This window comes from Pseudoclavibacter sp. AY1H1, assembly GCF_002931055.1.
Taxonomy (GTDB): Bacteria; Actinomycetota; Actinomycetes; order Actinomycetales; family Microbacteriaceae; genus Pseudoclavibacter.
Genome location: NZ_PSXX01000001.1, coordinates 493,406 through 518,850, shown reverse-complemented (window position 1 = coordinate 518,850; position 25,445 = coordinate 493,406). Strand labels below are relative to the sequence as shown.

Genomic DNA, 25,445 nt, shown 5'->3' with positions numbered 1-25,445 from the left:
AGCTGCCGCGAGAGGAACAGCTGTCGCGGCGCTGATGACAGGGATGGTCCATGCCGCTGCGGTGACGATTGTGCGACGGGAGATGTGGGCGGGCTGGGGATTGTTCATATTCCTGGTTTCTCTTGAATGGTTCGTGCGATGGCGGTCTTGGTCAGCAGTCGAGGTCGAAGTTCATGTTCGTGAGGTGGATGCCGCCGCCTGCAGCCACACCTTGGCGTTTGAACAAGACGCTGAACTCGGTGATGGGGCCGACCAGGACAAATTGGACTTCGCGGTCCGGGTCCTCGGGGTTCACTCCTCCGAAGACATGGGCGGAGTAGATGTCTGGAGCGGTCTCGTAGGTCATCCCAATTCCAGCGACTGCTGAGACCGTTTGGCGCCCGACGATGTTGCGGATACCAACCCACTGCTTGGCAACGATTGCGTTGGGGGTTCCCATTGTCTTGACGTCACCGATGCGAAATCGGACATTTTGAATGGGAGCGTCAAATGAGACGTGTGTATCGCTGCTGTGGTGAGGATCGAAGACGTCTGGCGCGAGGGTCGCCTGCGGTGTCGAGTCGAGTTTGAGTCCCTGGCCGTTCGGACTGAGATGCTCGGAGTCTGGGTTGAGGGCACCATTGGCCTGGACGCTGGAGGTGATCTGATAGTCGATCAGTGCGCTGCCGCTTGGTCCAGTAGCGGTCACGGTTCCGTGTCCCGACATACTGGAAACACGCACAAATCCAGGGTCGCTCCACACGATAGCTCCGCTCGCACACCCACTCGACGCAGCAACAGTCGGAGTCGCGACAGCGGCACTGAAAATCGGAACTGACCACACGGTGCTGTGGATGACGATACGGCGCGCGCGTTCTCCTTCGTTCGAATCCAGGTCGGCCATCCGGTGAGACTCCGTGGAATTAGGGGAAGCGCAACCCGCTGCTGCGTTCGCGCTTGATGCTCTCTCTCAGCTGTCCCCCGCGGTGAAACGAACGACACATCGTGGACTTTCGTGTCGAACTCGAGGACGATTTGGCACGGTCGCTCGAGGTGGGGACTTCAAGCATCCGAACACGCACGTGGATGACCCCAGGCGCATAGCATCGCTGAGAGGAACACGCCGAGATCCTGATGAGCTCCCCACTCATGGGATATGGGCGAGGCCTGTTCCCGCGAATTGAGACATTCGCGTCGACTCGCGGATTCGCTGACACCGGGACAGGATTTTTCGTCACTGGAGTTGCCGAGGGTTCGCCCGGTGCCCAACAGTTCCCTGGTCCCTTCCGGGACGCTCCCCCCAGCGAAAGAAGATCGAGTGCCGGATGACCGCGACGTACACCTCACAGGCCCGGATGCCGTTGACTGGCTCGGCAAGCGCGGTTGGCACGTGCGCTCCTACCGAGGGACATTCCGCCTGAACGCAGATCTCATCTGGACGGATACCTTCGCCATTGGCCGCATCTGGCACACGCCGGCTGAGATCGAGATCATCGGTTCGGACACCGAACCGAACGTCCGGGCGATCGTCGTCGTAGGCGTCTCTGGCGACCACCAGGTGGTGAATGACGTCGGCACGCACACCCTTCGCCCTGGCGACCACGTTGTCCACGGCAATGCAGATATGTTCTCGCTGATCACCCACGAGCCCGCGTCACGAGTTGTGCTGGCGACGCTCAAGACTCGGCTAACGGTTCAGAACCCGGACTTGCTCAGAAACAGCACTTCCGTCAGCGTCACTTCCACAATCGCCTCTATTTTCATCAGCGCGGCCCATGCATCGCTGGCCTCTCCCATTACGGAGGCATCGGCAGCATTCCCTGCTTGGAGGCGGGGTCTCGAGAACCTCCTCGCCGCTTCGCTGGACTCAACGGCAAGAGACCGGTACTCCTTCACGTCCTACGCCCAGTCCGAGGAAATCGGGCGTGCCATGGCCGTGATCGATGCGAACGCCACGGACCCCTCATTCACAATCAGACACCTGGCTACTGACCTCGCAATGTCAAAGTCTCGCCTACATGCTGTCTTTGATGGCACCGGAACCACTCCCGGCCAGCTCTTGCGTCGAACCAGAGTGAATCTGGCCAATGCCCATCTCCGCGAAGCTCGTCCAACAGGAGCAGAACTCGCGAGAGTCGCCAAGCTCTCTGGCTTCGGCTCCGTGAGGTCACTCCAACGCGCCCTGGCTGAGCAGCGCGCGCTCGAGTCAGGCGAACACGCGGCACAAACCCTCCGCGTTCCAAGTCCAGTCGATGTCGCCGTCACCGTTGATGTCGACAAGCTGATTGACGACACCAAAGGGCAGAAATCCGGGCTCGAGCCGCAATCTTGAACAGCGCCGCGTTCCGATGACGGCCCTGCCGTCGTTCTTGCAGGCCCGCACATGCGCGCTGGCAGGTACTGCATCCGCGTCAGTTTGTCTTGGCGATCTAGGCAAGCCCTAGCCGGCTTCTAATCTGGCGAACGACCCCACAGTCCCAGGAGTGTGCGCGACCGGCTGAGGCTACCTCGCACTGGCCTGCACATTTCCCGGGGCCGGGCGTCGATGAGCGGGCCCGTGGCCCGAAGCACGTTTTGACCGTCCAGGCCGGGAACCCGAACCGGCCCGCCACATCGAAGAGGACCCATGACCACCACCCCCTCAGAATCCAATCCCGCACGCCGGACTCTCCTTACTGCCGGAGCCTGGTCGGTACCCATCATCGCGACCGGAGCTGTAGCCCCGTTCGCAGCCGCCTCCTGCGGAGAGTCGGGCACGATCACCTTCAACGGGGGAACCGCTGGCACCGCTGCCGTCACCGGTACTTGGATCGTGCCCCCGTGCATCACGAAGATCACTGTGTCGATCGCCGGTGGCGGCGGCGGAGCCGGGCGCAGCTTCAACGGCCAGATGACCCAACAAGGCCGTGGAGCCGCCGGCGCTCTTGTGACCGTCACGCTCAACGTGACACCTGGCCAAACGTTCAACGTCATCGCCGCCAGCGGCGGACGATCCGGCCCATCCTCACCCGACATAGCAGCAGCTGGCGGACAGGGCTACGGCAACGGAGGCATCTCCCAAGACCCGGCGACGCCTGCAAGCGTCTCGTCAACAGGCGGTGCAGGTGGCGCCGGCAGCGCACTTCGCCTGGGTACCACTCTTGTCGCAGTGGCGGGTGGCGGAGGCGGTGGCGGGTCCGCAGACGCCAACGCGAGCAACGCGAATATCACTGGGATATACGGCGGGAATGGTGCAAGCCCCGGAACAGCGGCGGGCGGTGGCTCGCGAGCAGACTTCAACGGCTTCAACGTCCAACAGACCGGTGGCACCTCCGCGACAGGAGCCACGGGAGGCGCCGCAGGAGTCGCAGGTACCTCCAACAACACGAACATCGCCAGAACCTTCGGCACGGCCGGCGGAAACTCCGGAACAGGCGCAAACGCTGGCGGCAATGGCGGCACCGGCGCCTCGGTAAGTGGCACCAACTCGGCACCGACCGGATCCTCCTCTGGCGGTGGCGGCGGAGGTTACGCGGGCGGAGGCGGTGGAAGTGCCGCACGCATCTGGGACACCGCGAACTCGAATGCATCTGCCGCGGGCAGCGGCGGCGGCGCGGGATCGAACTTCGTCGTCTCGAATCCGACCCTCATCGCCACCAGCACACAGGGTGCCGCATCCAACGGCGGGACTTTCTCGCCTCCGAGCAGTGGTGGCAGCGGCTTCGTAACCATCAGCTGGCCCGCCTAAAGCACACGTCTGTGGGGCCCGACCAGGTACATAAGCCGCGTCGGGCCCCCAATCCCGCGCGACGAATCAAGAATCCAGTGCTCCGCGCGACCCTCCGCATAGGAGAGCATGAGCACTCATGACCCGCACCCGTCCCTCCTCGCCTGCATCGACTTGGAGACCACCGGTCTCGACGAGCAGACCGGCCTCGTCCTCGAGGTCGCCGCCAAGATCGTGACGAACAACCTCTCCCCCGTCGACAACGGAATCTCACTCGTCGTCGCACAGCGGAGCCCCCGCGATTCGTTCCTACCTGTATTTCCGTGGCGCGACCGCATGAACGACTTCGTCGTGAACATGCACACCAAGAGCGGCCTCATCGCCGACGTCGACCGCGCCAGCCTGCCCGTCGCAGACGTGGACGCGCGCGTCGCCGCCTACCTCGAGTCACACGCAGACGGCGTCCCGCTGCTGCTCGTCGGCAACTCGAGCACCCTCGATCGCAACTTCTTGCGCGAGCACCTCCCGGTGACGTTCGCGAAGCTCCATCACCGCAGCGTCGACCTCACCAGCGTCGAGCTGTTCCTTGCCCGCTACTCCGGCCTCGACATAGACCGGGTCGCACCATCCACGGGCCACCGGGCGATGGACGACGTCGAAGCGTGCCTGGCGACCGGCCAGAGCATCAGCGACACCCTCCAGGCCGTGCTCGCAGCGGTGGACCGCTCATGACACCGAGCGACACCCGGCCAAGCGAGGCCGCCGCTCAAAGCTCCTCCACTCCCCCTGCCGCTGCTCCCCTGCCGCTGCTCCCCTGCCAGCGCCGGAGCCGAAGTACGTCGCCGTCCGCGTCGGCCCGCAGACCACCTCCGACGGCTGCGTGCGCATCGACCGAGCGCCCCGTCCCGCCGCCCACCGGACGGGCACCGCAGAACGGAACCAGCCATGAACGACCCCTATCTCCTGAACGGCGAGCACCCCGCCGACCGCGTCCTCCAGCAGGTGAAGGGAGTGCCAGCGCAGCATGTCGCGAAGGTCCTCCACGCCCTCGCCGACCTGACGCACCAGAAGCACATGCTGAGCCCGGCAATTCTGGCCCTCGGCTCGCCGGACGCGCTGAGTGAGGCTGACGTGTCGCGTCCGCACGCGCTCGGCCGGTACTTCCACGGCCTCGGCGACGAACTCGACCGGCACTCGCCCCCGACCGAGTGGCGCTTCCGCATCCTCCTCACGGGCTCCCGAGACTGGGCGGACCGAGCGCTCATCGCGGCCGCCATCGACCGGGCGTGCGCGATGCTGAACGGACAGGACCTCCCAGTGGTTCCCCGGCGCACACGGCGAGGGCTTCGGCGGCGTTCTCGACCCGCTTGACGGCGACCGGGCGGGTGTTCACGCGCCGGCTGAGGATCGGGGCGGGCCCATGCTCGCCGGTCTGCTGGTCGCAGTCTTGGACCGCCATCACGAGGTAGTAGTCGGGGTCGCGGCGGAACCCGCCGAGCGTCGGCCGGCGCCACGACAGCGACGCCTCGCCCGTCTCCGGGTCGGGCTTGCCTTCCACGAGCTGCCCCCGGTTCAGGGCGCCGTACTTCGCCACGTACGCGGCGTAGAGGGAGGCTGCAGTCGCCCGCAGCGGGGCCAGAACACTGTCCGGTGTGTCGAGGTCGGCTTCGGCGTCCACGAGAGCTCGGACGGCGTCTCGGAGGTGCACGAGCGCGATCAGTTCAGCGCCCTTTTTGCCGGGCACGAGCTCGCCGTCCTGCCACTGATGGAGCACGTCGTCGACGAACTCGAACCGGCCGGCTGGTCCGGGGGTTTTGCTTCCCCTGCGACCGTTCCGACTGGCGCGATCCGCAACGGTCGGCGCACCGGTCGCACCACTCCCCCGCAAGGGCTTCCGCGGAGGAGATGGCCTTAGCCTCGAAGACGAAGGTGTCCCCCTTAGAGGTTCTCAGCGGTACTCACATACGAACGTTGCAAACAGCATCGCCAGTCGCTGGCCGACGCAGACCTGGCCGGCGGAAGCGACGCCATTCCCTTTGGGCACCTTCGCATCGGACTGGTGCCGTTGTCGTGGGTGTCGCCTCCGGAGTCGGAGTAAGAGCTGGCTGCGATCTTGCTGCAGTACACCCGGACGTGAACACCGACAGGGCGTTCGTGAGCATTCAGAATCATGCGCACCCCAGACGGTCGCCCCTCAAGGCCCACTTCGCCTCTCTGTTGGGCACTTCCGTCTCTGCAGGCCCCACCGGCACTCGTGTCAGGACTCAGTCGCCGGCAGGCTTGCTTCCTGCGGATTCTTGCCTCAAAAGGCGACGCATGGTTCGCAGGGACCTGAATCCGCTTTCTTGTGCGATTCTGTAACGGTCCGATTTTGAATTGTCGCTTGACCGGAGAAGCGTCCGCGCCCGGTCTACGCGCAAGCGGCGAATAAGCACTCCGACTGAATTGCCTTCATCTGCGAAAATTCGGTGCAGCTGCGAAAGGGAGATGTTAAGGTCACGGGCCAGCACCTGGACCGAAAAGGCTGGATCTCGGAAATTCTCCTCGATCAGGTGGTGCGCGCGAGCGAGACGTAGATCTCGCGGCGATTGACCGTTCGTACTCTGCCGCACGTTCGTAGCGGCGAGCGTTGCAAGCAGAAGGTCCTCGACCCCGCGCCTCCAGGAGTGGAAACCAACCTGCCCCTCCTTGATTTGCGATTCGAAGGAGGCGTTCAAGGACGCAATGAGGACTTTTCGAAAACTGCTGCTCGTCAGGAAGGGCCCTGGGGCCTGACTCTCGACCCACGGAAGCTCCACGAGACGCTCCCTTGGTATCCCAAGAAGGAGGCACGAACAGGGCTCCACAGCCGAGATGCGCACCGGTCGACGCGCTGAATACGTGAAGAAGTACGGCGCAGGCACTTCTTCTGTCGTTTCCCCTGCGGCCTGGAGAAGGAGACAGCCCTTCACAACGAAACACACCAGGACAAGATCGGGATCATACGAGTCCGCGTTGGTGTCGACGGCCGTCGTCGTTTGCCAGTTGCGTCCCACCAAGAACGTTCGGGTCCCGATGAAGTCCACATGGGCACGAACTAACGCTTCATCATCTCGAACACCCCAGCCCTGTTCGTGCATCCACTGCAGGGCATCACCATCCTTGAGGCCCTGAGCATATGCAGAGAGCATTGCCACCCCGATCGTCGCGCTCAATTCAGGCGCTAACCCTCTACGAGGAGTTCGACGCCAGTCAGCACATTAGACGGCTGAACTCGTTCGGGGACGCGTGGTTGTGGAATTGTGAGCAGATTTGTGTGCTGTTCCCGGTTCGTTCAGAACCTTCTCCCATAACGAGAAATCGCGGAAAGATACCGAGGTCATGGTGGGCACGACACCTGCGTGTGATCGAAGCACGACCGCACTGACCTCGTCCACGTCGTGGATCCAATGTGCACTGAACTGCAGGATGCTCGCGCGGTGCGCCGAGGTGAGGATGCCGCCGCGGCGGGTTGTTCACTCGGTCTCGGTATCACCCGCCGCCGTCATCAGCGCCTGCAGGGCCCGGTTGAGGAGCACTGCGTCTTGTGGCTGGAGGCGTTCCCCCGCGGTGAGCCTGCCGATGACGTAGAGGCCGGCGATCGCCTCCTCTCGGACGTAGCGATCCTTGATCGTCCCGAAGGCGCGCACAGAAGTGCTTCCGACGTTGACGACCAGGCGTGGGCCGCGCGGCGCAGACGACTCAGCTGGCGTGACGAGATCGCTGAGGAGGTCGCCCCAGGCGTCATCGCCGTCGGCTTCGTCGTCGCTGGCTGCGTCGAACTCAGCGTCCCCGGAGGCGCCGAGGAACAGCACCGGCACCGTGACGGGCGAGAATTCTCGCAGGTCGAGTGCGACCCCGAGTTGTTGCAGCACCGGGCGCGCCTGCTCCTCAAGTAGCTGGGCCGCAGTGTCCCCGGCAAGCGGACGCTGAAGCTCATCGATGAAGCGCCCCGCATCGAAAGCTCGCAGCCGTGCCCCTCGAAGCGGACGCTCGACCAGACGTCGCAGGATCTCACGTCCGTAGACATAGGAGGCGTTCACGAGGGGTGTCCCGCGCGCGGCGAGAATCGGAGCGAAAGCCGTAAAGTCAGTCATCGAGGTCGTATAGAGCACCACCTCCGCGCGGCGCCGCATCTGCGCCAGGGTCTGGTAGCCCTCGTTGGTCTCCCATTTCACGCTCTGCGACACGAGATCGAGCATGTCGTCGTCGCTGACCGCCATCGCCATCAGGCCTTTGGCGTGGACATCCAGGAATCTGGCGAACCCAGCGGGATCGTTCTCAGCGAAACGCTCGATGCCTTCCCGGACCTGTATGCCCACCTGCTCTTTGACGGCGTCGATGGTGACCGAATCTTGAAGTGCCTCGCGGGATGCAGTGAGCGGCAGATCACCGGCTTCCACGACGAGGCGTACGAAGTACGCCCAGGATGGAACCAATTGCACGCTGCTGTCGGTGACGAACATCCCCTTCGAGTAGACAGTGTCACCTCGACGCGTGCCAACCTGGCCGGGGCTATCAGCGATGAACGCGAGCCCGCGCACCCCCGCGCCGGGCACAGCGACCGGGAGGATTGCGAGTGGCCGGAATCCCAGCTCCTGGTGCGCCCAGTCCTCCATCTCCTGTGCGCTGCCCCGCCAGGGCTGTGTCCGCTGGCTGACGATCTCAGCGGGCAAGACGGGTCCGCGATGGAGCGCGACGGGCAGCTCGAGCAGTCCCGCGAAGCGCTCTGCCAGCAGTCGCACTCGATGCGGTTGGGTCCATTCCCACTCGTCGGGTCGGGCCTCTACGCGCACCTCAGTGCCTGGCTCAGCGAGGGGTTCGGTGGCGGGGCTGATGGTGAAGGTGCCGTCCGCGCTACCCACCCAGCTGATCGTGGCCGCATCTGCAGTCCTGGCGCTGCGAGAACGTACCTCGATGCGGTCCGCGATCAGGAAGCAGGACAGCAGCCCGATGCCGAACTGTCCGAGGTACTTGCGCCGGGTCCGAGCGAAGTCTTCTCGCTTGCTCGACGCGCCGATGGTCGCGAGCACGTCGCGCATTTCCTGTTCGGTGAGGCCAATGCCCTGGTCTCGGACGATCACCGCCCCGGAAGCCTCGTCGACGGTGATGCTGATCTGCTCTGGTGAGTCAGGATCGATCTCGTGCCGTGCGACCACCGCATCCCGCGCGTTCTGTATGAGCTCACGCAGGTAGACCCTCGGGCTGGAGTACAAGTGATGGGACAGGATGTCGACGAGCCCGCGGAGGTCGACGAGGAAGCGCTCGTCCCTCATGCTCGCGCCCCGAAGACCCGGTCCTCGTTCAGCCAACGGTCGTGAAGATGCGTGCTCCACCCGTTGTGGCCGTTGCGCTCGTCGAGAAGGCGTGCGGTTCTCTCGACCTCATTCCTCAGTTCCACTCCCCGCGGGTCGTTCGGGGCTCGGTCTTGCAGCACTCGGCTCGCGGCCGCGAAGAGTTCGATTTCCGTGCAGTCACCCGCGACTGCCTCGGTGAGGAGCGCATCCACTACCGAGACGAGATCGACATCTGCGTCGGTCAACGCCTCGAGCATCGCCCAGCCGGGCAACTGCTCGATCTCTTCGGTGGCACCACCGACCGACTCGAGCAGCGCAGCCAGCTCGGTGGCACCGGAAGGGTCACCGTCGCGCACCCGCATCCAGCACAACCAGCCTGCCGCGCCACGCCGTTGCAGCTCGTTGCCTGCTTCCGCGACGCGGATGGCCGCCTTCCGGGCGATGTCGGGGAGGGTCAGCGCCGTCTGCCGGACTGCGACGAGGTCGAGGATGTTCCGATCAAAGGGCTCCTCACCGGCAGAGAGGCTGGCGAACATGCGGTCGGTGCGTTCGCGCAGCTCCGCCAGGTCGCCATTGTGGGCGGCGATCTCCGCTCGAGCGAAATGGACTCGAGCCTCTGAGCCGCCTGTCCACGTCCGGAGCTGATCCTCGACGTCGATGACCGCGTCGACCTGCGCACACGGCACACTGGGCGTGGAGACACCATCGAGGAGCGCGAGGAGGAAGGCCGAGGGAGCGAACCCGCGGTACGTGGCGTTCACCGCCGTCGGGTCTTTCGCCAGGGAGCGCTGCGCGCGCTGGTAGAGGTCGACGACCTGGCCGTTGGCGCCGAGCATCGACGACTGCAGCGAGTGAAATAGCGGGACACAGAAGCGTGTGGTTGCGCAGCGGAGACGTTCTCCCTCAGCTTCGAGCTCGGCAGCGAGGGCATTCGTCTCTTCCATACTCGCTGTTGCCATGAGCTCACGGAATCTGTCGAACAGCGCCGTGTATCTCTCCCACAAGGACACGGGGATGCGGTCTTCGCGCACCGAGCCTGCTCTTGTGAGCCACCCAGCGGAGAGGATCAGCAGCGCACGCTCACTTGGGTCTCCCCAGGTCTCGCCGTCGTCGACCGCACTCGGCGCGGGCCGGGACTCAAGGCCCGCCCACCAGAAGTCTGCGAGCTCACGGACGTGCACGTCGGTCGCACCGCGCCGGTCGAGGGCGGCCGCGGCCTGCTGCGCGAGAACTCGGATCAAGCCACCTTCGTCCCCATCAGGGTCGGCGAGGAGCCGATTTCGAGCCACCGCGGCCAAGGTCTCCGCGTCGCTCTCGTCCAACGACAGGTTGCGCAAGACGTCGTCGACAACGAAGAGGGCTGCGTCGGGACGATGCTCCAGGATGGGGATGAGCTGGCAGGCCACGGCCTCGCGGACGAGGACTTCGATGCCCACGCCATCGAGCAGTTGATCGGCGATGGCGCGGGCCTCGGCGACCTTGCCGGAGCGGAGATGGAAGAACGCGAGCATAGCGAGCACAGGAATCGCTTCGATGCGCTGCTGAAGGTCGAGTCGACCACGGTCGATGCCCACCATCCGAAGTCGCTGCTCGAGTGTCTCGGTGGCGCGCTTCAGGTCGAAACTCGCGATAAGCGGCAACTCGATTTGGATGACACCGAGATCGTCGGCTCGCCATTCCTCACTCGCTTCGGAACGCCACCGCTCGATCCAGTCGGCTGTTTCGCGGCCATCGCCGCGGGCCGAGGCAATTGCAGCCCTGGCGACCAGCACGCCGACTGGGTCGGTGCCTCGCCTGCGAACTTGAGCTTCGACCAGATCGATGACTCGCGTGAGCTGCTCGAGTGGCAGTGTTGGGTCGTTCAGCATGGTGAGGGTACTCGTGGCAACTGCGTTGAGCATGCGGGTGACGTTGCTTGGATGAACCAGGTCGCCGTAGCGGTCGAGGTGACGCATGAGTCGAGCGAAAGCTGTCAGCGCTTCGCGAGTGAGACCGCCGTCACCGTAGGTGACGTGCAGGTCGAAGAGCGCGCTGGCGATGAGGGGCGGCAACTGCGCACGTTCACAGTCACCGATGAACTCCTCAAGCGCGTCAATCTTGCCCATATCGTTCGGGAGAGCCCAGAGGCGATGACTGCGATCGTACAGCGCCTGGATGCGCTCGCGCTGCTCCCCCTGAAGATCCTGCAGGTCTGCGTAACCGATCATGTGGTCCTCCGAGTACGAGTACGTTTCGACGCGTTCCTTGAGCCGAATGAGATGCCTCGGATCAACCTAGCCGCTGTCGACGAGGCCGCCCATCCTGCGAAACGGGTCGGCCACTCCCCAAGAATCGTCGAGCGGTCACGCGACCTTCGGGGCCCCGACCACGGACGGCCCCCGAGGCGCCATGTCGACCTCGAGTCATGAGGGCAAGGGCGGTGGTGCGAGAACGGCGGAACGCTGGCATGACGCTGCAGGCGGACCGCAAGGATCGACTGCTCGCGGGCGATTGCCAACGTCGATCTGCGATTCTCGGAACCATGTCGAGCAGCAGGCTGCCCCACGCACGCATGACTCCCCCACGACGATGAGTGCGTCCTCGGGCGCGGAGCATCGGCAGATCTATCGCGGATTGATGCGAGACCGGCGAGTGGCCGGACACCTTCTCTCGGTCTTGATCTCAACCGTGCCCCTGGGAATGCTCCCTGTCGCCGTGGTCCTGACCGTGCACGCCTGGACCGGGTCCTTCGTCATCGCGGGGTGGACGAGCGCGGCATTCACGTGCGGCACCGCAGTCGGCCTGATCGCCCAGGGATACCTGATCGATCGGATCGGAACACGCACGACCATCACCGCCGCAGCTGCGACGTTCCTCGTCGCGATCCTCGCGCTCGTCCTCTCTGGCCGTTCCGCTTCTTCCTGGACGGCGGCCTTGCTCATCGCTGCCTTCGTCGCGGGAGTTTCACTGCCGGAGATCACGACGGCGGTCCGTGTCTGGCTCGCGAGATCCTCGCTCGGTCCAAGAGAACGCGTCGCGAGCTACTCACTCCTTGGAGCCTGCTTCCAAACGGGCCTGGTTCTCGGGCCGCTCCTCGTGAGCATGGTCGTCCTCGTCGCCAGCCCGGACGTCATCATCCTGATGATTGGGGGTATCGGCGTGCTCAGCGCCGGGTTCTTCCTGCGCATCGCTCGTGGCAGTGACGCTACTCCAGCGGCCGTTCAACCACGTGAACCCGTGAGGTGGCTCCGGGGTCCGATGCTGTCGGTTCTCGCCCTCGCCGTAGTTACGGGAACCGTCGGTGGAGTCGCAGTTCTTGTTGTCCCCCGCGTCGCCGAAGCGAACGACGCCATCGACGCCTCTGGTCTTCTGTTCGCAGCTCTCGCACTTGGTGAGGTGCTCGGTGCGATCGCCTACGGCGCCATCCGGTGGTCCGCCTCTCCACGCCTGCAGCTGGTCTCGGGTCTCGCCTTCACGGGTACTGCGCTCGCACTCTCTGCATTGACGTTGGAGAGCCTGTGGCTGTTCGGGCTGCTCCTCTTCTGCGTGGGTGCGGCAGCCGGCCCCATCGCCGTACTCCTGGCGTCAGCGACGGAGAACGCGGCCGACCCAGGCTCCATCGGAAGAGCCTCCGGTCTCCGGATCAGTGTCTCGCTCGTGGCTTCAGCCGCAGGTAGCGCGTTCGCTGGTGGCACCAGCGCGGCGCTCACGACGCCCAGCGTGCTGCTCGCTCTCGCGCTGCTCCTGGTCGTCTCTGCGCCGCTCCCGCTCCTCGCGCGACGGGTCTCTGGGTAGATCAAGGCCGTTGCGGCACCGCTCGACGCTCAACACGGAACACGGACACTCCTCAGAACAGGTTGACGCCCGCCTCGAGATCTCCGAGCTGCCTCGGCACCTCCTCTTCCGCTTCCCGCGCGCGTCCGCCGAAAAGGGCAGTCACCTCGTTCTAGCCTTGCAGACACGCATGTCCTCCTCCCTCCTCCGCGCTCGCGCCGCTAGAGCGTTCCTTGCGATCGCGGTCACTACCGCCGTCGCCTCCCCTGCTCTGGCGGAACCCGCCACCGCGCACGTTCCGATCGCACTCGACGTGGCGAAGAGCAACGTCGCGCCGCTGATCGACGCCGGATTCGCATCTCAGGTGGACGGTGCCTGGTACGTCGACGGTGCCGCGGTCGCAGCTGCCGCTGAGGGGCTGCGGACGATCAACTCGTCCGCGACGGGGTACGACCGCGACCTCTTCAAGCACTGGTCCGACCCGGACGAAAACGGGTGCGATGCCCGCAATGACATGCCGCAGCGGGACCTCACGAACGTCGTACTCCGCGATGGAAGCGACTGCATCGTGGAACGAGGCATCCTCGATGACCCGTACACGGGCGAAGCAGTCCCCTTCACCCGTGGTGTCGCGACGTCCGGTGCCGTCCAGATCGACCACATCGTCCCGCTCGCCGCGGCCTGGACCGGTGGGGCGAACACGTGGGACGCGGCCCAGCGTGAGGCCTTCGCGAACGACCCTGTGAACCTGCAGGCCGTCGAGGGTCGCGCGAACTCCGCGAAGGGCATGCGCCTCGCCTCTGAGTGGATGCCGACCAATACCGCGTTCCACTGCACCTACCTGGCGCAGATGACGATCGTCCTCACGAGCTACGACCTCGCGGTCACCCCCATCGACCAGGACGCGATCCTCAACGGCGGCACGATCAACGGTGTCCCCTTCGCTGGCGCCGCCTCGTGCGCACTCCCAGCGGGTGCAGTCCTGGCGGAACCGAGCACGGTGGCGTCGGAAGAGCCCGCGCAGACGGTCGAGGTTATCGGCGCCCCGGAACCTCCGGACTCGACCGAGAACGCGACGACCGGCGCATCTGCGCTGCCGTGGATTCTGGGGCTCGCTGGTGTCGCCCTCGCCGCACTCGCGGCGGCTGTTCTGCAGCACCGCCGCAGGGCCTAGTCACCAGAGCTCGCAAATACTCCGTCTGCACGGCTTGAAACGTCGCGGAGAAAGTCGAACGTGGCCGATACCGTGGACGTGTGAGCTTCAACTACCGGTCCTCCAATTTGCTTGCTGCCCTTCGGTGCTGGCTGGCGGCCGTGCTCCTCATCGCCGTACCGCCGCTCGTCGGAGGGCTCACGGTCTGGTTTCACGTCACTTCGCTGGTGATCGGACTCGCCCTCGTGGTCCCCGGCTGGCTCTACTTTGTCCGGTTCCTCAGGAACCGTCGCCAGCGCCGTCGTCTGGAACGCGCTCAGCGGATGTCCAAGCTGGCCGGACTCGACGAGTAGGCCGTTCGGCCCGCGGGACCTGTCAGCGTCGACGTTCGTCGCGGTGTTCTTGTCAGCGGGTGGGATGCTCTCCCCACGCCGTGTGCGGCGAAAGACCGTCACCGGGCCGCTCTCGCAAGATTCGCGATGGCGGCCCGGTCATGGTGCTCGATTGGTGAGCGGACGGTCGTGATGTCGACGGCCCGCCGCAATATTCGAGCTCAGTAGCCGTGAGCTGTCGTCAGCAAGCTCCTGGAGCGGTGAAGGAGAGAGCGCTGATCGTCACGTACTGCCATCCATACGGCGTGCCGCCCACGTAATCCAACCTTGTTCCCGAAGCGGGGACCGCACCGAGGTCGAAGGTGTCGCGGTAGAACGTGGTGGGGCTCCCCGCTGGAACACCATCCGTGTTCGCCCGGCGGAATGGATTAGTGACCGTCCCCGTACCAGTCGAGTTGCCGTAGCTCGCAACCACGGTTGCAGGTGCGTCCACGAACGCGATCACATCATCGTGGTTCGCGGTCTTATTGATGTCATCGAGCGTGATGCGGAAGTTCGTGACATCCACCGCAACACCAGCAGCGTTGATGATCTCGAACCGGACGCGTTGGTACACCGGGCTCGCACTGCTGCCTGCGGGGCGTCGTTGGTTCAGGATGAGTCGACCGGCGGGCCCAGGAAGAGTTGCGAGCTGGTCATTGTTCGTCCAGGCCCGCGCGCTCTGCGAGAAGTTGTAGAAGCTGGATGCAGTCCCGAACTGGGTGTTCACGGAATCCGTCTGTGTGATTCGAACGCGGTAGGCCGGCGTTCCGGTTGCGAGCGTCACGCTGCTGACGGCCGACGGGAAGCCCGTTGAAGAGTTGGTTCCATTCGTCGCAACCGTGTTGAAGTCGACGCTTGCGCTGCACAGCTGGCTCGCCGAGACATGGGGAGCTGCGACTGCGGCCGCGATGACAGGCACTGACCATGCCATGCTCCGACTACCGTTCGGCGGGGGATCTGGTTCGAAGATGTTTCGTGCACGACTTCCTTCTCGGGTGGACGAAGCGGGGGGGGGGGGCTGGGCAATCCTTGCACCCAGGTCAAAACGTGGCACTTGGTATGAAGTGCCGCTCAGAGAGTAAGAAATTAACCGGATTTGCGAGCAATTTAGTGGCACGTTTTCGTTTTTTGGCACATAGCTGTCGCGGAACGGTAGGCCGGAGTGTGCGCAGGGTGATGACTCGGATGTGACGACGGGATCCGCGCCCCAGCGCTGCCCGGGCCTTGTATCGCGGCAGCTCATCGGAGGTTGCGAGAGGAGGACGCGAGGATCGAGCTGTTCCTCCGCGCGCTCAACCACGCACTGCGGCAGCCTCGCCCGTGCCACCCGACGAGCGTCAGGTGAGCGCCTGGAGGATCCTCACGAGCAGCAAGACGAGCGTCACGATCGTCCCGAGCACGGACACGCTCGCTGCGGCGATACCCAGGCGGCGCCCACGACCGCGCGGCACGATCGCGAACACCGCCATGATCGACGCGGCGAGCTGGAACGGCCAGCCGAGAATGAACACCGGCGGAATGCAGCTGAAGTAGAGGCCTGTCAAGGCGAGGAAGAGCGCGGCCAGCGCGAGGCGGGTACGGTCCGGGCCGGTGTCTCGCCTGGCCGTCGCGGGTTCGCCTCTCGCTGCATCCGAGACCGGGAGGTGAGTCGGGTAGGGATTGCCGGGCCGAAGGGCTTGCAGGGTGCGGATTCGATCGGCGTCGAGGGTGCCATCACGTGCCCGCGCAGCATCGCTCATCGCGAGTGCGTCGTTCCCGTGTCCCGCTGCCTCGTGCTGCATGATCGCCCAGGCGAAGAGAGCTCGCTCCAGCGGGGTCGACCGTGTCGCCGTGTCGACGGTCCACGCGAAGGTAGTGAGGAGCGCGATGCCGATGAGCGCGATGAGGACCGCGCCGCCCGGCTCATCCGGTTTGACGACGAGGAGGACGTAGCTGGCTGCAACGCTCCCGGCCCCGAGCAGCGCGGTCACGACGATCTGCGTGCCCCAGTACCCGTTGCCCGATCGGGGGCCCGCGACTTTGGTCATGGCGCGATCCTAGGCGGCTGACGCGGAGGGGCAGCTTTGCGGCCGCGCTCACAGGCACCAGGATTCTCGTCGAGCCAAGATACGTGGATGACCTTCCCGTTGTTCGGCCTCGTGCTCGGTGCCGTGGTGCTCGCGAGCGGTGTCCTGCTCCTCACCCCGCTCGGACGACGGCGTCGAACCGTCGTGACGGTCGCGATCGTCCTGTTGGCCGCGGGAGCCCTCGCCGGCCTGGAGATCACGACGATGCTCCTCGATATCGTCTTCACCTCGGATTGGCTTCCCGATCAGAGTTAGCGCGCGACAGCGGCGAGACCTAGAACACTGGGCGGTCTGCCGTGGACACGACAACGGCTGCGACCACGGCGAGAGCGGAGACTGCGCCAGACGCAGCCCAGGTCCACCGCGGCACGGTGCGCCGTGCGGCGACCAGGACCTGCGCGAGAAGCGCGAGCGCGGCGAGGGCGGTCACCACGGTCCCGACGATCGCTGGTTCGAACACCGCGGTCTGCTCCGTGGCGACTCCGCTGGCGCCAGGCGCGGAGTACCACGTCATGCCGATCTGGCTCGCCACGACCACCAGCGCAAGCGCAGCGGTCAGCAGCAAGCCGGACGCGAGAATGATGCGCTGAACGCGGGGCATGGCCTCAGTATGCAGATCTCTGTGGTCAGCGTGCAACGGCGCGCAGGGATCGACGTGAGCGCGTTCGCTCAGGCGCCGGCGTCTGCACGAGCGTCTCCTTCACCGTCCGGGCTAGCTCTGCCTCGGACCGCGAGGAACCAGACGATTCCGATGAGGATGCCGACCAGAACCCCGATGCCCAGTCCGATGGCCCAGCTGTCCAGGATCAGTGCGAGGGTGACGCCGATGAGGAGCCCGAGGGACATGCCGACGCTCATCTGCGTTGATCCGTTCGCGCCACTCCTGTTGCTTCCGCGTTCTGCGTTGTCCATGTCGTATCCCTTCGTCGCTCTCCAAGCTATGCGCTCCTCGCCAGCGTGCCTTCGCCTGCGAGGGGGAGATTGCTCAGCCCTCTGCCGGAGACGCTGCTCACCCACGAGACGGAGGTCAGTCGCACGCATCTGGCCGCGGCGAGGGCGCGTACTACTCTTATGCGTACCCCTCACCAGCAGGCTTCGCCGAGGCGCAGGTTCCGGACGGCGCGTACTGGGACGATGCGCTCGGCGAGTTCCTCCTGCCCTACGAAGCGGTGCGTGCATCCACTGACCCGGATGCGCTTCTTCATAGCTTCTTGACCGCAACGTACAACGCTGCGGCCACGCTCGCCGACTGGGAGAGCGTCAACCAGAACGCGTAACGTCGGGCGCCAGAGCGCCGTAGCACGCTCCAGCTGAGGAGCTCAGCGGCGGGATGCCTGCCCGCGCCGCTGGTTCCAGTAGCGATAGACGAGCTCGGGATACTCGGCCATGACGTCGACGTCGGCGACCAGCTGTCCGAGCCGGGCCTCGTAGCCATCAGGGGTCAGGCCGAGCCCTCGGATCTTCTCCAGCTTCGAGACGCTGCGCTCAGGATTCGCGGTCTCGAAGTCGAGGAGCGCCCTTGCTCGTGCGGTAATCATCTCCGCAGAATAGGTGACGACATAATCAAGGCTCCAGCTCTTGATTTCCGCCACCGTTTCGTGCATGCCGGGAACCGGCATTCAGCCCTAGCCGGATACGGGACGGACGCCGACGAACTGCATCCGGTCTTCGCCGTAGAAGCACGACTGCAGCGCGAAATCACCCTGCAACCCGATGAGCGCCTCGGTCGTCTCCCAGTGCTTCGCCGTGTGCCGCACGTCGACGACCTCGAACGTGCCTGGTTGCCCTTCGACCTCGAACTGCGTGCCCACCTCCCAGTTCAAGACGATGTCGCCCCCGCAGTTGTTGTGCGCCGCGTAGACGGCTGGCACGCCGACGGTGTTCCGGTACGAGGTCATCTCGATGAAGGCCCCGTCGCACACGTCGAGTTCCGCCTGTCCGCCTTCGACACCGAGGCGCACCGCGGGAAGCTGCACCTCAGCCGCGACGTCGTTCACGGCAGCTTTGACCTGACCGTATCCGCGTTCAACCGTCGTCGGCGCGAAGAGCGACGCCGCCAAGACAGCCGCTCCAGCGAAGATGAGGGCCGTGCCGAGCACGCCAAGAACGACATTGCCGAGTGAGCGTCGCCGGCGTCGCTGCGGCGTCGCTCGTGCGTGGGCAGGCGGCGCGGGCCGGGTGCTCGTCATGGACAGCAGTCTCCTCAAGGTCGGGCGATGCCGATTCTCCACCAGCACCTTATGGTCTCCGTGTGAACGGATGCGCGACCAGCCCGGGAGGGGCCCGTCACGCACTCATCTTCGTCTCGGCTGGTATGCGTACGGTCGTTGTCATGTCAGATCAGCACGCGAACCCAGAGTCCGAGAACGACGCCGCCCTCGACGAGACCAACGAGCGGCTCGAAGCCGAGTCGATCCAGGGCCTCGGCACCGGCGAACCGAACCAGGAACGACCCGACCAGCCGCCGACGCAAGTCCGCGAGGACGCAGCCCAGCACCGCGACGACACGATTCCGCCCGCCGGCGTCAACGGCTGAACGGTCTCACGCAAGGCCGGGTCCGCCATGGCGGGCCCGGCCTTCGTCGTCCTCAGCCCAGGTGTCACCGGTCGGCTTCACGCTCGGAGCTCAGGCCCCGGAGGCTCCACGTCTGCGGGCGATTTGTCCGGCCTCCATCCTCGCCAGCTCGGTTGCCGGAGCCTTCCGCCAGCGGTCCACTCCGCGAATTCGACCTCCCCGACGAACACCGGACCCACCCAGACGGCACCCTTCGCGTCTGACGCCGGTATGTCCTCGAACGGCGAGGTCCCCCTCGTCTCCAACTCGAGCTTGCCGAGCGCGCGCTCCAGCTCTCGGTCGCTGAAGCCGGTGCCGACCCGGCCGACGTAGCGAAGCCCCTCTGCCCCTGGCACCCCCAGGAGCAGCGAACCGATCGCACCCGCCCGGCGTCCACGGCCCGGCCTCCACCCGCCGACGATCACCTCCTGGGACCTGTGGTGCTTGACCTTGACCCAGCTGTCCGAGCGCCGTCCCGGCCGGTAGACGCTCTCGAGACGCTTCGCCATGATGCCCTCGAGCCCGAGCTCCGCACTGCTGGATAGGGCAAGTCGGGCGTCGCCCGTGATCGCCGGTGGCACCCGCAGGCCATGCGCTTCCCGCACGACCTCATCGAGCAGGGCACGGCGCTCGACGTATGGCCGGCGAAGCAGGCTCTGGCCGTCGACTTCGAGCAGATCGAACGCGAAGTACTCGACCGGCACGTCCTTCACGCCCTGTGCCACGTCCCGAGGCGCCCGCAGGCCCATCCTCGCCTGCAGCCGACCGAAGTCCGGCCGTGCCCTGCGGTCGAGCGCCACGACCTCGCCATCCACGACCACCGACCGGCCCGCCGTGCTCGCCCGAAGCGCTTCGACGACCTCCGGGTAGACCGCCGTCACGTCGTTGCCGTTCCTCGTGCGCAGACGAATGTCGTCCGGCTGCACGGTGGCGACGATACGGAGGCCGTCCCACTTCATCTCGAACGCCCACTCCTCCTCGTCCTCGAAGATGCCCTCCTCGCGAGGCGTTGCGAGCATGGGCGCTATCGCGCTCCCGGCGCCGCCTTCCTGCCAGGGGCCGTGGCGCTTCGTCTTCGGCGTCTTCGTCGAAGGGCTTCCTCGCTCCATCCGGTGCAGCAGCCAGGTGTCCTTCGCGTCGCTGCTCCCCCGTGTGCGGATGAGGGCAACCCGTGTCGGCTGGCCGAGTCCGCCCGAGGCCGCACCGTGGAGCGTGACGATGACCTCCTCGCCGTCCCGCCACTTCTCGAGCTCGTAGGTGCCGGAGTCCCAGAGGTGCACCTCGCCCGCCCCGTACTCGCCGCTCGGGATCGTCCCCTCGAACGTCGCGTATTCGAGCGGGTGGTCCTCGGTCTGCACCGCGAGGTGGTTCCGCGTGGTCTCGGGGGGTATGCCCTTCGGGACTGCCCAGGACACCAGCACGCCGTCGCGCTCGAGGCGGACGTCGTAGTGGAGCCGCCGCGCGTGGTGCTCCTGGATGACGAAGCTCCGCCCGTCCGAGGGGCGTGGGGCGGCCTCGGGCACGGGCTCGGTCGTCTTCATGGCATCGCGCATCGATCGGTAGCGCAGCAGCCTGTCCTCCTGGCCCGCCTCGGCAACGGGTGCGAGTGGATCCGCGTGTGTGCGCATCCGCTCCAGCACCTCGGCGAACTCGAGCTGCCGAAGCCTGTTGGAGGCGAGCTCTCGCCACGTGCGCGGAGCGGCGACGGTCGGACGCGCGCGCCCGCGAAGCGAGTAGGGAGCGATCGTGGTCTTCGCGGCGCTGTTCTGGCTCCAGTCCACGAGCACCTTGCCTGTTCTCAGGGCCGTTCTCATCTCGCTCACGACGACCTCGGGGTGGTCGGCCTCCAGGGCTCTCGCGAGCTCGTGCGCGACCTGCGATACCTGCTCGGAGGTGTGGGTTCCGTCGAGGGCCGTGTACAGGTGGATGCCCTTGCTGCCGCTGGTCACCGGGACCGGGTCGAGCCCCATGTCCCTCAGGATGCGGCGCGCGAGGCGCGCAACCTCGGCGCACTCCAGGAGCCCAGCGCCCTCCCCCGGATCAAGGTCGAGCACCATCCGGTCCGGATTCAGAGCGGCGCCGTGAGCCGAGAAGCGCCACTGCGGCACGTGGAGCTCCAGCGCCGCGACCTGGGCGAGCCACGTCAGCGTCGCGACATCACGGACGATCGGATACTCGTTCCTGTGGTCCCGGTGATCGATCCCCTCCCGCGGCACCCAGTCCGGCGCGCTCGCCTCGAGATCCTTCTGGAAGAAGACCTTCCCGGGGTGCTCTGCCGTGCCGACGCCGTCCACCCACCGCTTCCGGGTCACCGGCCGCTGCCGGATGTGCGGAAGCATGAAGGGCGCGATCTCCGCGTAGTACGAGAGCACCTCCGCTTTTGTCGTGCCCGACGCGGGGTACAGCACCTTGTCGAGGTTCGTCAGGGTCACCCGGTGCCCCTCGACCACCACCGTCTGCTGGGACGTCGCCATCGGCCCAGGATGCACCGGACTCCTGAGTCGTGGAACGGCGAATACACAGCCTCGGCCCGGTTTACGACGTGACTGGTCGGCTGTACTGGGCGCATGAGATCCATCTGGAAAGGCTCGATCGCCTTCGGCCTCGTCAATGTGCCCGTGAAGCTGTACAGCGCCACCGAGGACCACGACGTGCACCTGCACCAGGTCCATGACAAGGATGGCGGGCGCATCCGCTACCAGCGACGTTGCGAGGTCTGCGGGAAGGTCGTCGACTTCGAGCACATCGACAAGGCCTACGCCGAGGAGGACAGGACCGTCGTACTCACGGAGGAGGACCTGAGCTCACTGCCGGAAGAGCGCAGCCGTGAGATCGACGTCGTCGAGTTCGTGCCGAGCAGACAGCTCGACCCGATCATGTTCGACCGCAGCTACTTCCTCGAACCCGATTCGAAGTCGGCGAAGGCGTACGTGCTGCTGCGCAAGACACTGGAGAAGACCGACAGGACCGCCATCGTGCACTTCTCGCTGCGGCAGAAGTCGCGGCTGGGCGCGCTTCGGACCCGAGGCGACGTGCTCATGCTGCAGTCCCTGCTCTGGGACGACGAGGTGCGCGAGGCGAAGTTCCCGGCCCTCGACGAACGCGTGAGGATCTCGGCGAAGGAGCTGAAGATGTCGGCGTCGCTGGTCGACTCGTTCGCGGCCGACTTCGCGCCGGATCGCTTCACCGACGACTACCAGGAGCAGCTGCAGCAGCTCATCGACGCGAAGCTCGCGGAGGGGGACGCCCTCGACACGGCGGCGACCTTCGGCGAGTCCGAGGATTCTGAACCAGGCGGCGAGGTGATCGACCTCATGGAGGCGCTTCGCAGGAGCATCGACAAGGGGAAGACGACACCTGCGAAGAAGGGCGTCGCGAAGAAGACGAGGTCGAGCGCCGGAGCTCAGGGCAGGAGCGGCAAGAAGAAGGCGGGCGCGAAGAAGAACGCTGCCAGCAAGACGACTCCGAAGAAGTCCGCTCCCGCGAAGCAGGGAAAGACCAAGGCTGCGCCGAAGGCCGATGCCTCAGCCAAGCGCTCGAAGGCCGGCTCAGCGACGCGCTCGAAGGCCGGGTAGACGGGCTGCCCCGTTCACCGGGTGTTCACGTGCGCGAAGTCGCTGGGCGAGACCGTGGCGATACGGTGACCGCGACCCGTCACAGACGCACGCCCAGGAGGACACCGTGACTCGAACTTGGCAGAAGCTCCTTGCGGTGGGAACCGCGTCGACCCTTGCTGGAGGCGGCCTGCTCGTTGCCGCCGCGCCCCCGACTTTCGCGGCTCCCAGCGGCACCGAGCTCGTCATCAACGAGGCGTACGGCGGCGGTGGCAACACGGGGTCGAGCTTCTCGAACGACTTCGTCGAGCTCTACAACCCGAGCGCTTCGGCGGTGAGCATCGAAGGCTGGTCCGTCCAGTACTTCTCCGCGAGCGGCAACCTCGGCGGAGTCGCCGAACTCTCGGGCGATGTGGCACCTGGGAGTCACTATCTCCTCGCGCTGGCAGCCGGCAGCGCCAGCACCGGCGAGCTGCCGACCCCTGATTCGAGCGGCGACATCGCCATGGGCGCGCGTGGTGGCATCGTGGCTCTCGCGAGCACGATCGACGTGATCAGCCTTCCCGGAGCGGACGGCACAGGCGCGGCTGCAGTCGTTGATCTTGTCGGCTATGGCACCGCGAGCGTCTTCGAGGGCTCAGCTCCTGCGCCGGAACTCGACAATGCTCTGAGCACGCAGCGCGCGACGACGGGGGTCGACACCGACCAGAACTCCGCCGATTTCGTCGCCGCGGCGCCGACCCCCGAGAGCTCCGCGAACGGCTCGACCACCACCCCCGAGCCCACGGCGAGCTCGACCCCGACGGTGCCGCCAAGCACGGAGCTCGCGTCGATCGCGGAGATCCAGGGCACGGGCTCGGCGTCGCCGATGGTCGACCAGACGGTGACGACCGAGGGCATCGTCACCGCGGTCTACGCGGAAGGCGGACTCGGCGGCTTCAACATCCAGACCCGAGGCGCGACCGACCCGACCGCGCACACCGCCTCGACCGGCATCTTCGTCTACGGCCCGGCAGCCGCCGCCAACGTCAGGATCGGCGATCGAGTCGCGGTCACCGGACGGGTCGCTGAGCGGTTCGAGTCGACACAGATCAGCGCAAGCGCTGTCGAGCAGCTCGAGCGCGGGCCTGCGGACGTCGTAGAGCCCCTCTCGATCGAGTGGCCGGAGACGGACGAGGAGCGGGAGCGCTTCGAGGGAATGCTCCTCGCCCCAGCTGGCACCTACCGAGTGGCAGACAACTACGCGCTCAACCAGTACGGAGAGATCGGGCTCTCCGTCGGCGAACGTCTGCTTGTGACGCCGACGGAGGCTGGGGCACCGGGCAGCCCAGAGGCGGTCGCGCAGGAGGAGTACAACGCCGCCAACAGCGTCATCCTCGATGACGGCGCATCGACTGACTTCCTCCGTCGAGAAGGTGGCGGCCTCATCAACGCCGACATCCCGCTCCCCTACCTGAGCATCGAGTCGCCCGTCACGATCGGTGCGACAGCGAACTTCACGCAGCCAGTCGTCGTGCACTACTCCTTCGACAGCTACCGCTTCCAGCCCACATCGACGCTCACGGGCAGCAACGGCGCACCAGCCACCTTCTCCGATGCCCGCGAGCCCGCTCCCGAGCTGGTCGGCGGCAGCCTCCAGCTGGGCACGTTCAACGTGCTCAACTACTTCACGAGCCTCGGCGTCGACTTCTGCGACCCGAGTGAGAGCTACACCGATCGGGATGGCAAGCCGGTGAGCGCCAACGGATGCCTCCCGCGCGGCGCTTGGGACGAGGCGAACCTCGCGAGGCAGGAAGCGAAGATCGTGGCCGCGATCAATCAGCTCGACGCCGACATCGTCGCGCTCGAGGAGATCGAGGACTCGTCGGACTTCGGCAAGGACCGCGACGCGGCGCTCGTCGATCTCGTCACGGCGCTCAACACGGCGGCAGGCTCGGAGCGGTGGGCCCACGTTCCATCCCCCGCAGAGGTGCCGTCCACGGGCGACGACGTCATCCGCACGGCGTTCATCTACCAGCCAGCCTCCGTCGAGGTGAGCCACCCATCGAGCATCCTCGACGACCCGGCCTTCGCGAACGGTCGCGCGCCCCTCGCCCAGGCGTTCTCTGACCCAGCGACGGACACGGAGTTCGTCGTCGTCGCGAACCACTTCAAGTCGAAGGGCGGTTCAGGCGACGGCGACAATGCCAACGACGACGACGACGTCGGACCCGCAGCAGCCGTCGGTGGCTGGAACGGCGACCGAACACGGCAGGCGCAGGCCCTCGTCCGCTTCACGGAGGCACAGCGCGCGGAGCACGGCACCGATCTGGTCTTCCTGACCGGTGACTTCAACAGCTACTCCCACGAGGCCCCCATGCGCGTGCTCGCGGATGCGGGCTTCACGAACCTGGGGGATGCGCGCAACCGCGCCGCTGGAGTTCCCGGCTCACCGGGTACCGAGTATTCGTACAGCTTCGGCGGCGCTGTCGGGTCGCTCGACCACATCCTGGCGAGCAACGCAGCGGAGGACGCGGTCACGGGCGCCGACGTCTGGACGATCAACGCCTACGAGCAGGTCGGCACGGAGTACAGCCGAAACAACTACAACCGCACACAGCTCTACTCGGGCGATGTGTACCGCTCCTCCGATCACAACCCGTTCCTCATCGGACTGGACTTCGCCGAAGAGCCGTCGCCGCAGCCGACGGCGACGGCGGATCCGACGAGCACGCCGGTCCCCTCCGAGTCGCAGTCGACCCCGACTGCGACTCCGACTCCGAGCGATGCTGGTGGACCCGGTGCGTTCGCGACGCCCGGCGCAGGTCCCGCGGCCCCAGGCGCACACGGGGACAGCTCGGACGATGGCCCAGGCGCGGAAGCCCAGCAGCTCGCGAGCACCGGGGCCGATCTCGGCGCACTCCTGGCTGTCGGCGGTGGGGCGAGCCTGCTCGCGGGAGCATTCGCGCTGCTCCTGAGGCGGCGCAGGGCACGAGCCTGATCTGACAGACG

At 66.0% G+C, this 25,445-nt stretch carries 24 protein-coding genes; 13 read left to right on the top strand and 11 right to left on the bottom strand.

The window, feature by feature from the left end:
• Positions 1–151: 151 nt before the first annotated feature.
• Positions 152–883, bottom strand: a complete 732-nt coding sequence (locus C5E05_RS19755) for a hypothetical protein (protein ID WP_146081012.1) — start codon at positions 881–883, stop codon at positions 152–154.
• Between the two features lie 414 nt (positions 884–1,297).
• Here C5E05_RS19755 and C5E05_RS02510 point away from each other — a divergent pair, with 414 nt between their 5' ends.
• The 4 genes from C5E05_RS02510 to C5E05_RS19745 all read left to right on the top strand — a co-directional run bounded on the left by C5E05_RS02510 (position 1,298) and on the right by C5E05_RS19745 (position 5,056).
• The gene (locus C5E05_RS02510; RefSeq protein WP_104341019.1) at positions 1,298–2,311 is read left to right on the top strand and encodes a helix-turn-helix domain-containing protein; all 1,014 of its coding nucleotides are present in this window, start codon (positions 1,298–1,300) and stop codon (positions 2,309–2,311) included.
• A 294-nt stretch (positions 2,312–2,605) separates the two neighbouring features.
• A complete protein-coding gene (locus C5E05_RS19750; RefSeq protein ID WP_146081010.1) occupies positions 2,606–3,706 on the top strand; it encodes a hypothetical protein in 1,101 nt (366 codons plus the stop codon).
• A 108-nt stretch (positions 3,707–3,814) separates the two neighbouring features.
• Positions 3,815–4,417 (top strand): exonuclease domain-containing protein, encoded by a 603-nt coding sequence (locus C5E05_RS02505; protein ID WP_104341018.1) that lies wholly within the window; start codon positions 3,815–3,817, stop codon positions 4,415–4,417.
• Between the two features lie 213 nt (positions 4,418–4,630).
• The gene (locus C5E05_RS19745; protein ID WP_146081009.1) at positions 4,631–5,056 is read left to right on the top strand and encodes a hypothetical protein; all 426 of its coding nucleotides are present in this window, start codon (positions 4,631–4,633) and stop codon (positions 5,054–5,056) included.
• Positions 5,057–5,949: 893 nt separating this feature from the next.
• On the opposite strand, the gene C5E05_RS20685 is transcribed toward C5E05_RS19745, so the two are convergent.
• The 3 genes from C5E05_RS20685 to C5E05_RS02480 form a co-directional block, all read right to left on the bottom strand.
• Positions 5,950–6,804 carry a helix-turn-helix domain-containing protein gene (locus tag C5E05_RS20685; RefSeq protein ID WP_374953442.1) on the bottom strand — a complete coding sequence of 285 codons (855 nt, stop codon included), beginning with the start codon at positions 6,802–6,804 and terminating at the stop codon, positions 5,950–5,952.
• 375 nt (positions 6,805–7,179) lie between these two features.
• Positions 7,180–8,979: an HSP90 family protein gene (locus C5E05_RS02485; protein WP_104341014.1), complete on the bottom strand. Its 1,800-nt coding sequence runs from the start codon at positions 8,977–8,979 to the stop codon at positions 7,180–7,182.
• Positions 8,976–10,511 carry a hypothetical protein gene (locus C5E05_RS02480; protein ID WP_146081007.1) on the bottom strand — a complete coding sequence of 512 codons (1,536 nt, stop codon included), beginning with the start codon at positions 10,509–10,511 and terminating at the stop codon, positions 8,976–8,978. Before C5E05_RS02480 ends, C5E05_RS02485 begins: the two co-directional genes overlap by 4 nt.
• On the opposite strand from C5E05_RS02480, the gene C5E05_RS19740 reads away from it, so the two are divergent.
• From C5E05_RS19740 to C5E05_RS02465, 4 genes are all read left to right on the top strand, one after another.
• Positions 10,494–11,408, top strand: coding sequence for a hypothetical protein (locus tag C5E05_RS19740; protein WP_146081006.1), 915 nt, complete (start codon positions 10,494–10,496; stop codon positions 11,406–11,408). The two genes, C5E05_RS02480 and C5E05_RS19740, sit on opposite strands and share 18 nt — an antisense overlap.
• 247 nt (positions 11,409–11,655) lie before the next feature.
• Positions 11,656–12,774, top strand: a complete 1,119-nt coding sequence (locus C5E05_RS02475; protein ID WP_181059321.1) for an MFS transporter — start codon at positions 11,656–11,658, stop codon at positions 12,772–12,774.
• Positions 12,775–12,943: 169 nt separating this feature from the next.
• Complete coding sequence (locus C5E05_RS02470; RefSeq protein ID WP_104341011.1) at positions 12,944–13,927, top strand: HNH endonuclease family protein; 984 nt, start codon at positions 12,944–12,946, stop codon at positions 13,925–13,927.
• A gap of 80 nt (positions 13,928–14,007) precedes the next feature.
• Positions 14,008–14,259 carry a hypothetical protein gene (locus C5E05_RS02465; protein WP_104241322.1) on the top strand — a complete coding sequence of 84 codons (252 nt, stop codon included), beginning with the start codon at positions 14,008–14,010 and terminating at the stop codon, positions 14,257–14,259.
• A 220-nt stretch (positions 14,260–14,479) separates the two neighbouring features.
• Here the strand turns inward: C5E05_RS02465 and C5E05_RS02460 are convergent, their stop codons facing one another.
• Together C5E05_RS02460 and C5E05_RS02455 are read right to left on the bottom strand one after the other, a co-directional pair.
• Positions 14,480–15,211: a hypothetical protein gene (locus C5E05_RS02460; protein WP_104241323.1), complete on the bottom strand. Its 732-nt coding sequence runs from the start codon at positions 15,209–15,211 to the stop codon at positions 14,480–14,482.
• Positions 15,212–15,617: 406 nt separating this feature from the next.
• The gene (locus tag C5E05_RS02455) at positions 15,618–16,307 is read right to left on the bottom strand and encodes a hypothetical protein (RefSeq protein WP_104306812.1); all 690 of its coding nucleotides are present in this window, start codon (positions 16,305–16,307) and stop codon (positions 15,618–15,620) included.
• A gap of 87 nt (positions 16,308–16,394) precedes the next feature.
• Between C5E05_RS02455 and C5E05_RS02450 the strand changes: the two genes are divergently transcribed.
• Complete coding sequence (locus tag C5E05_RS02450; RefSeq protein WP_104241325.1) at positions 16,395–16,601, top strand: hypothetical protein; 207 nt, start codon at positions 16,395–16,397, stop codon at positions 16,599–16,601.
• A 19-nt stretch (positions 16,602–16,620) separates the two neighbouring features.
• On the opposite strand, the gene C5E05_RS02445 is transcribed toward C5E05_RS02450, so the two are convergent.
• On the bottom strand, positions 16,621–16,947 hold the full coding sequence (locus C5E05_RS02445; RefSeq protein WP_104341010.1) for a hypothetical protein: 327 nt from the start codon (positions 16,945–16,947) through the stop codon (positions 16,621–16,623).
• A 68-nt stretch (positions 16,948–17,015) separates the two neighbouring features.
• On the bottom strand, positions 17,016–17,258 hold the full coding sequence (locus C5E05_RS02440) for a hypothetical protein (protein ID WP_104241327.1): 243 nt from the start codon (positions 17,256–17,258) through the stop codon (positions 17,016–17,018).
• Here C5E05_RS02440 and C5E05_RS20320 point away from each other — a divergent pair.
• Positions 17,210–17,623: a DUF5996 family protein gene (locus tag C5E05_RS20320; protein ID WP_219819483.1), complete on the top strand. Its 414-nt coding sequence runs from the start codon at positions 17,210–17,212 to the stop codon at positions 17,621–17,623. The two genes, C5E05_RS02440 and C5E05_RS20320, sit on opposite strands and share 49 nt — an antisense overlap.
• Positions 17,624–17,665: 42 nt before the next feature.
• Here the strand turns inward: C5E05_RS20320 and C5E05_RS02435 are convergent, their stop codons facing one another.
• Together C5E05_RS02435 and C5E05_RS02430 are read right to left on the bottom strand one after the other, a co-directional pair.
• A complete protein-coding gene (locus C5E05_RS02435; protein WP_181059319.1) occupies positions 17,666–17,884 on the bottom strand; it encodes a DUF3263 domain-containing protein in 219 nt (72 codons plus the stop codon).
• A gap of 87 nt (positions 17,885–17,971) precedes the next feature.
• Positions 17,972–18,535, bottom strand: coding sequence for a hypothetical protein (locus C5E05_RS02430; RefSeq protein ID WP_104341008.1), 564 nt, complete (start codon positions 18,533–18,535; stop codon positions 17,972–17,974).
• Between the two features lie 143 nt (positions 18,536–18,678).
• Between C5E05_RS02430 and C5E05_RS02425 the strand changes: the two genes are divergently transcribed.
• Positions 18,679–18,882 carry a hypothetical protein gene (locus tag C5E05_RS02425; RefSeq protein WP_104328134.1) on the top strand — a complete coding sequence of 68 codons (204 nt, stop codon included), beginning with the start codon at positions 18,679–18,681 and terminating at the stop codon, positions 18,880–18,882.
• 77 nt (positions 18,883–18,959) lie between these two features.
• Here the strand turns inward: C5E05_RS02425 and C5E05_RS02420 are convergent, their stop codons facing one another.
• Entirely contained in the window at positions 18,960–21,374 is a 2,415-nt protein-coding gene (locus tag C5E05_RS02420; protein ID WP_104341007.1) for an ATP-dependent DNA ligase, read from the bottom strand.
• Positions 21,375–21,467: 93 nt separating this feature from the next.
• On the opposite strand from C5E05_RS02420, the gene C5E05_RS02415 reads away from it, so the two are divergent.
• Together C5E05_RS02415 and C5E05_RS02410 are read left to right on the top strand one after the other, a co-directional pair.
• A complete protein-coding gene (locus tag C5E05_RS02415) occupies positions 21,468–22,475 on the top strand; it encodes a Ku protein (protein WP_104298739.1) in 1,008 nt (335 codons plus the stop codon).
• Positions 22,476–22,581: 106 nt separating this feature from the next.
• Positions 22,582–25,434 (top strand): ExeM/NucH family extracellular endonuclease, encoded by a 2,853-nt coding sequence (locus C5E05_RS02410; RefSeq protein ID WP_181059317.1) that lies wholly within the window; start codon positions 22,582–22,584, stop codon positions 25,432–25,434.
• The last annotated feature ends 11 nt before the right edge of the window (positions 25,435–25,445 follow it).